Annotated in this window: 3 protein-coding genes; 2 read left to right on the forward strand and 1 reads right to left on the reverse strand. The window is 45.1% G+C overall.

The genetic code is table 11. The features are described from left to right. Positions 1 to 134 precede the first annotated feature (134 nt). Together O9332_RS04170 and O9332_RS04175 are read left to right on the forward strand one after the other, a co-directional pair. Positions 135 to 2210 (forward strand): caspase family protein, encoded by a 2076-nt coding sequence (locus O9332_RS04170; protein ID WP_288023788.1) that lies wholly within the window; start codon positions 135 to 137, stop codon positions 2208 to 2210. A gap of 75 nt (positions 2211 to 2285) precedes the next feature. Beyond that, the gene (locus tag O9332_RS04175; RefSeq protein WP_002757866.1) at positions 2286 to 3935 is read left to right on the forward strand and encodes a DUF6930 domain-containing protein; all 1650 of its coding nucleotides are present in this window, start codon (positions 2286 to 2288) and stop codon (positions 3933 to 3935) included. Between the two features lie 212 nt (positions 3936 to 4147). Here the strand turns inward: O9332_RS04175 and O9332_RS04180 are convergent, their stop codons facing one another. Continuing rightward, positions 4148 to 7609, reverse strand: a complete 3462-nt coding sequence (locus O9332_RS04180; RefSeq protein WP_288023791.1) for a Calx-beta domain-containing protein — start codon at positions 7607 to 7609, stop codon at positions 4148 to 4150. Positions 7610 to 7922 lie beyond the last annotated feature (313 nt).

Consider the following 7922-nt stretch of genomic DNA (forward strand, 5'->3'; position numbering starts at 1 on the left):
CAAGCTTTTCTGGTCGGAACCCCCTAAGCCGAGTTTTCAAGGTGCTGCGCCGTCCACTTGGTTTTCGAGACTGGCCTTTTAATTCTAACGTAAAGCCAACCTAGAACGGCGGGGTTTCAGACCCAAAATTTCCGATGAACATAACTAGGCGAGAATTTGTCCAGCAGACAGGTTGGGGGTTGCTGACTTTGGCGATTAGTCAAGGGACAGTTAACCGTCATTTGGCCGCTCTCGCCGCCCCTAATCCCCGAAAATTGGCTCTTTTAGTCGGTATTGACCAGTATGGGGCGAATATTCCGCCGCTGCCCGGCTGTCTTACCGATGTGGAGTTACAAAAAGACCTTCTCCGTTATCGTTTTGGCTTTCAGGATGCTGATATAGTAACTTTAACGGGACAACAAGCCAGTCGAGAAGCGATCAAATCGGCTTTTTTAGAACACCTGATCGCCCAAGCCAAGGCAGGGGATGTGGTCATTTTTCACTTTAGCGGTTATGGCAGTCTTGGGGCCGGAAAAGAGGTTTTTATTGCTGCGGATGGGGCAGAAAATGCTTTACTTAAGGAAAATATCCTGCTGATGGCTCGCTGTCTAGCTACGGATAAGTTTAGCTTGATTTTTGATAGTAGTCATCTCCCCCAACCTCAGCCCTATCTCGGTAATCTCCGCGTTCGTTCCTATCCCGAAAGCCTTGCGGAGCTTAACCCTGCCGAATTAACTTTCGCTGCCGATATTAAAACCCGTTTTAACCTCAAAAATAAGCCTAGTAACGGCGTTATTCTCGCTGCCGCTAAACCAGAGCAAATCGCCGTGGAATTGAGCGGTAATAGCCCCAATGCTGGCTTATTCACCTATGATCTCACCCAGTATCTCTGGCAAGCTTGCCCCAGTCCGACAATGGCGATCGCTTTTCCCCATCTCCGTAATCTCGTCGCTAGTCACAGCAGTCAACAACAGCAGCCGGCAATCCTAACCAGTAATCAAAAAAATAATTCTGCGCCGCCATATCATACAACGTCAGAAACGTCAAGGGGTGGGGCGGCAATTGTTACAAATCTTATTGATGAACGCACCCTAGAAGTCAATCTGGTCGGCCTGCCCTTAGAAATCCTAGAAAATTACGGAATTAACTCCTGTTTGAGCTTTATTGAGGCGACTGGGGAGGAAATCAGCCTACAAATTCTCTCCCGTCAGGGTGTAAAAGCGAAAGCGCAATTATTATCCCCGGCTGCTTCCCTAGAAATAGGACAGATTCTACAGGAAAAATTGCGGGTTTTTCCGAGTCAAATCGGTTTAATCGTCGGTTTGGATAGTAATTTAACCCGGATTGAACGGGTAGATGCCACCAGTACCTTTGCCAGTTTGCCCGATGTGGCCGCCGTGGTTAACATTGGTGAACAAACGGTAGATTGTCTCTTAAGTCGAGTTGGTAGCGAAGAAACTGGCAATTATCAGTTATTATCTGCCAATGGCTCCCTAATTATCGGTAGTTTAGGGGCGGCCAACGAAGCCATTAAATCGGGGATCAAACGACTGCAATCCCAACTAGAAACCCTGCTGGCCTGCAAATTGTGGCACTTGTTGATCAATCAAGAATCCTCCGGTTTAGCCGTCATTGTCACCCTGGAAAGCCTCGATCAAACCTATATCTCGACGGTACAAACCCAAAAAATTGCGGGTAGCAGGGGGATTAATACCGCTAAAAATGACTTAATTCTGCCCGTCGGGACGGAAATTCGCTATCAAATCGAGAATCAAGAAGAACAACCCCTCTACGCGCTGATCCTTGTCCTTAACAGCGATTGCCAACCGCTTTTATACTGTTCCCATTCAGAAAACCCCGATAATTTCAGCAATTCTAGCCCATTAGCCCCCTTTGTCGTGGCGGCCAAAACCAAGGCCACCATCCCCAATTCCGGCCAAGGGCATTGGAAAATTAGTCAACCCAAGGGCATCAGAGAGAATATACTGATCCTCAGTCGCCATCCTTTCCCGAAAACCTTGACCCTTCTCAATGCCACTCAAAGCCTCAAGGGAGAAGCAACCCAACTGCTCACCCTGACTAACCCCCTAGAAATAGCCAGAGCTTTCTGGAGCGATCTAAAATTAGATTTAGGTCTAAAAATGGATAATTCTGGCAGTGTCATTGATGAATACGCCTTTGATCTGGGAACTTGGTCAGGTTTCCGGTTTATTTATCAAGTTATCGACTAAATCGATAGAATGATTCTATGGAATCCTTGAAAAGAAAAGGTTAAAATCCTAACACAGCTACCCCTAAATTTCCCGATGAATCTTCTGCCCCGGACAACCCAAAGCCGCCTCAAAAAAATCCCACAAATTCCCAGTGTTTGGGAAGGAGATCGTCGTGCTTTATCCTTATCCGAGAGAATGCCCCGGGCCACCTTAGAACCAAATCAAGAAAGCGGTGGCGAGTGCGTGATCTGGGTGGACGGCAGCGAGGGCTGTGTACGCGCTATGGAAGTAGTTTCCCCCGAAACGGGGCCAGAGGCCATGGTGAGAACCTTAATCCGCGCCATCGAAACACCGCAAAATCCCGCCCGGCCAGCCAGACCGAAAAAAATTATCGTCCGCGATCGAGAAACACAGTTTTTTCTGCGCGGGGTACTACAAGATCTCGATATCACCATCGATTATGTCCCCAATTTGCCCCTGATCGATGATCTCTTTCGCGGGTTCGACGAATTCCAAAATAACCGTCCCCCGGCAATTCCCCCCGCTTGGCAGTCCGCTTTAGTGAAAACTGCTCACGAAATTTGGAAAGCTGAACCCTGGTCCTGTTTAGCTGACTACGATATATTGGAAATTAAGCTCGATCGCCCCGATTTCCCGAATCTTTACGCCTGTGTCATGGGAATGCTCGGTCGGGAATACGGAGTCATTCTCTATCGTTCCCTAGCATCCCTCAAACAATTCCGCCAGTCCGCTTTAGAAGAAAAATCGATGGAAAGATTAGAAAAAGCCTTTCTTTCCCAAGATTGCTGGTTTTTAAGCTACGAATTGGCCGATGATGATGAGGACGATGATGAGGATGACTACGATCTGGCCTCGGCTGCCCCTTCCCAGATTCATCCAGTTTTCGGCAGCGTGCATCCCTACGAAGGCATTCGCCCCTATTTAGATGAAGAAGAAGCAATCACGGTATATTTAGCTTTAATAGCTCTGTTGCGCTTTTTTAAAGGCAATCAATCCGCTTTATCCGAAGAACCGATCGGAGAATTACAGCGTCGTTTTCGTATCCCCCTCGATCCCGAACAAGCAAAAGGGGAAACCGTGGCGGTGACGGTAGCCACGATGCCCGATCTATGTGCGGAATTTATGCAACTCTTGGAGGAGGAGGACGACGACGATGAGGATGATGAGGATGATGAGGAAGAGTCCGTACTCAAGGAAAATCTAGTCCCCGATAATGCACATCTCAGTCTCGGAATGGTTCCCTGGCAATTATTAGATAAAATTCGCAGTCGTCCAAAAATCCATTATCAACCCCAATCCGTACCAACAAAAGGAGAGGGTTTCCCCGTGGTCATGATCCAGACCTCCCGACCGAAAGCCAAGGAACTGATCGAAAAAATCGAACAAGCTGGCGGTTTGGCGGCTATTGGTTTTAACCCCGGCGAAGATCCCCTCGAAGATACCCGTTATGATCTCGGTATTCTGAAAATGGCTAATGGGGATCTCTATCTCTTTGGGGAATTCGAGCAAGATGATCCCGACCACCGTACCGCGCGCCGCAATTGGCAAAAACGCATCAAAAATACCGAGGGTTATTGTGGTTTGATTATTGCCATGGGGGTAACTGGTTCCTCCTGCGGTAATCCCCAATTAAACGATATGTTAGCCCTCTACGAGGCAAAATCGATCGATAGTAAAGATTTAGACTTGGGAGTTTTGACTCTTATGCCTCACTTTGGTTAATTTTAACGAAGGCAGGGGGCAGAGGGCAGGCTTCGGGCATTACCCAAGCGCCTAAGAGAAGTTGTATCCCTAAGAATGGGACAATCAAACTAGGGTCCCTGTGAGGTGAAAGTCTCATGCACGGTTCTGAAGGGTCGGGGATGGAGGCGACTCCATTCCCGATCCCTAACACGCCGGCTTGAGAATATTCTTGTCACCCCATCAGGAATCCACTAAACAAAGAAGTTGGAAACAGTGATATTACCGAGAGCGGGTAATGTGCCGGTAATGCCTGTAACGTTAACCAGTAAGTCATTGGCACTTTGGAAACCAGCAACATTATCATTGACAATAATATAGTTTCCGGCTATCCCAGCAGTGGTTACTTGGACCAGGGCCGCGCCATTAATACCAAGTGCTTGGTTTCCGGCTAAGGCACCATTGGCATCGGTAAAAACAGCATTCACGACATTGGTTAAAGTGGTAGCCGCAGAATTGGCAGCACGACTAAAGGCAGCGGGGGCAGGCAGCACACCTCCTGCGGCACTGAGCAAATCAATTTTGTCGGAGCCGATCGCAAAATCAGTGATCCGGTCAGGGTTAGCGACAGTAGATTGGGAAAATTGGAAGAGGAAGACATCGTTTCCTGCTCCCCCCGTCAAGGTATCGAGTCCAGCACCACCATTAAGGGTATCATTGCCCCCAGAACCGTTGAGAAGGTTATTGGCCGTGTTGCCCGTGATCACGTTATTACCTGCGTTACCAGTACCGTTAATGGCGGCTGCTCCCGTCAGTGTCAGGTTTTCCACATTTGCCGCTAAAGTCGTGGTGACAGCGGCCGTGAGAGTATCGGTTATCGTCGTGGTAGCTGCCGTCTGCGTACCAAGAGCAGCATTAGTAGGAGAAGACAAAGCTAAAGTAAAGATTTCATTCGCCTCATTAAGGGAATTATTGAGAATGGGAATATTGATGACTTGAGTAGTAACACCAGGGGCAAAGGTTAGAGTTCCAATGGTGGCGGTGTAATCCGATCCCGCGGTTGCTGTACCGTTAGCAGTAGCATAGTTAACGCTGACGGTTTGGTTGCTTGCTTGGGAAAGAGTGACGGTGTAGGAGGCGTTTTGAGGAGTGGTTAAACCTTCAACAACAGTCTGATTGCTGGGACTAAGATTAATTGTGGGTAACTCAAAGTAGTTGCCAAAATTAATGCCAGTCAATTTTTCCCCTGCTTTCAAGTTTAGAGCATAGGGAGTGGTGGGGAAGGTTTGTATCCAGCCTGTTTGATTCACTTCCAGAATGGCATATTCTCCTGGTCCTAAGTTGCTGAAGGTATATTTACCATCAGCGTTAGTGACTGTGGAAATTTCCCAAGGATCTAATTGTCCATTGGTGAAGCTATCAATGTAAATTGTCCAACCTGCTAGGGCTTGTTCGCCTCCGTCCCAGATACCATTAGCATTAGCATCGTTCCATTTACTGCCTTGGATGCTTCCAAGTTGGATTACTCCCTTGTCATCTTGAAGTACGAAGTCACCAAACTGTTTAGCCGACTTGATAAAGCTTGTATCTCCAGTACGAAGATAATCTATTACTGCACCAACTTGAAATTGTCCTGCCGCAACTCCTGCATCATTAACCAAATCAAAAGCAGCAGCTAAGGCTTCGGGATCAAAAATAGGGTTGGGAGGAATAATGTCTGAAGCAAAACTAGAAGCAGCAGCAGTTTGTTTTGTTGTTGCAGGAAAGAGAGATTCTGTTTGACTAACACGCCAACTATCAGCAAATGTAGTATGGACGATAGGGTTATTTTCCCACTGTCCAGGATTCAATTGTAAGTTAGTACCATCACGCAAGGCAAAGTCATTGCTAGTAATACCGTCGCCATTACCTAAAAGTCCTTGCAACAAACCAAAACGATAATCAGCAGGATTAACATCAATATTAATATAATATCGACTAGTGTTAATCGTATCCTCATAGACAAAAGCTGTTACTAGATCATCGTCATTGGTATTAATAATACCATCTAGACCAGCATAAGTAAAGGTATATTGAGAGCCTTGACGTTTTATCTGACCGATACCCAAATCGAGGGTTTCACCACTCAATAAATTGTAACTTTGCCCATCAATAGATAGTCTTTGATCCTGTGCTAAATCTATGTCATAGTTAATATTGTAACCACCAAGATTTATAGCAAAAGCAGTATTGACTGAAGCACCAATCCAATGAGGTGAAGCTTCTTGGCGAGTTTGCACTTGAAAATCATCTATCAGGGATTTCACAAGAATAAACTCCCCAGTTGTTTGAAATTCATAGGGTTTACCATCAAAAGTTGACAGATGTACATCACCCCAACCATGACCGTTACCGACAACACCCGTAACACTGAAAAAGATGGAAAAATCTTGACCTGTAATAGGGGATACAGAACCTAGCGTCCCACCAACCGTAACCTTGTAAGCACTGTCCAACGGATTTAAACCACCTGTTGGAATAAAAATTTGTTCGATGTAATCAACCGCGTTAATAGTACCGCCAGGAACACTATCTGTTCCATTAAAACCCCAACCACCACCTAAAGTGCTAGCAGTATTGAGCGGTAAAAAACTAGGAGTGTAAATTAAACCACTATTATTCCCCTGTAACGTCAAATTTAAGTTAGCATCCGTGCTAAGACCGCCGCCAGGAACTCCTGTCCAAACTAAAGTTGCTTTAATATAGCTACCTGGAGAACGGGATAAATAACCTAAATTTACAGTTGATCCCTTGAATGTATCCTCAGCAAGTAGTTCTCTTGTTAGGGTGTTTGTCGCATTTCCTAGGTTGTTTGCGAATAAATTAGCAAAGAATAAACTAGCGTTATCTGTGGGTTCCCATATATTGCTATAAATTGAACCTAGCCCATTTACAGAGGTATGGATAAGTAGTCCCTTCTCTGTGGAATCTAGCGGATCAATCAATGTTGTATTGGGTGCGGCTGGACCATTTAGCGCACCTGTAGGTATGGGAGCATAAGGGATATTAGGAATAATGGCAGGAGTACTGCCAGAAGGTAACAAAATGTTTTTAAACCGCGCCCTGAATGCAACAGGACCACCAATCGCCGAAGGCATTGTTTGGACATTTTCATACCAAAAATTATCCTTAACATCTTGATTGATTAAGAAAGTCGACGCCGATACTAAGTCGGCTGGTGCAAGCGCTTGCTCTATCTGAATACTCTGTCCACCTACAGTAATTGTTGCCCAGTCATTCTCACCTTTCAAAGCCTGTAATGTCCCAGCACTGAGACTATTACCACGCACTAAGTTAGAAAAAATGTCTCCCTCATCACCAGCGCTATCCGTCTGATTGATATGAGCATCAATAAAATGCCCGTATTCTTCTAACAAAACCGCAATAATGTCTGTCTCCGTAGCTGTATCAAGAAAATTAGCAGCGAGATAAATCTTATTCGTGCTAGTCCCATAAGCACCACTAGCATTACCAAGAATGCTACTATCAAGAACTTCAATTTGTGGAAATGAACTAAAATCACCTACAAGCCATTGAGAACGGAGATTTGTGGCTACTGTATGGTCATATTGTGTACCAAATGCTATTTCAAACAAATTCCAGAAGTCATTTAAACCAGCAAAGTTTTTCAGTTGGTCATAGGTCTTGTTGAGAGTGGCCTGAAGAAGATTAGTCATAACATCCTTTCCATCAACTATTTGTTTGCATTTACATTTAATTTAATCGATCAAGACTTATGAGACTGGCACTAGCGATAGCCCAGATACATTAAAGTCATCGTTATGTGGTATTGTAGATGGTCTTTGCGGAAGTAAATTTTTGAGGAAACAATTTTTAACATCGGATTTAAATAGAACTCTTGCAAATTAATTATATGTTATAATCATGGGTTAACTAATTTTCCCCAAAAAATTAGTTAACCAGTACATTTGTCCTGAATGAAAACTTGAAGTTTAACTTTTAACTCAAAACTCTTTAGATATGCTTTAA

It is taken from the genome of Microcystis sp. LE19-10.1B (assembly GCF_027530565.1).
In the GTDB taxonomy this organism is placed as follows: domain Bacteria; phylum Cyanobacteriota; class Cyanobacteriia; order Cyanobacteriales; family Microcystaceae; genus Microcystis; species Microcystis aeruginosa.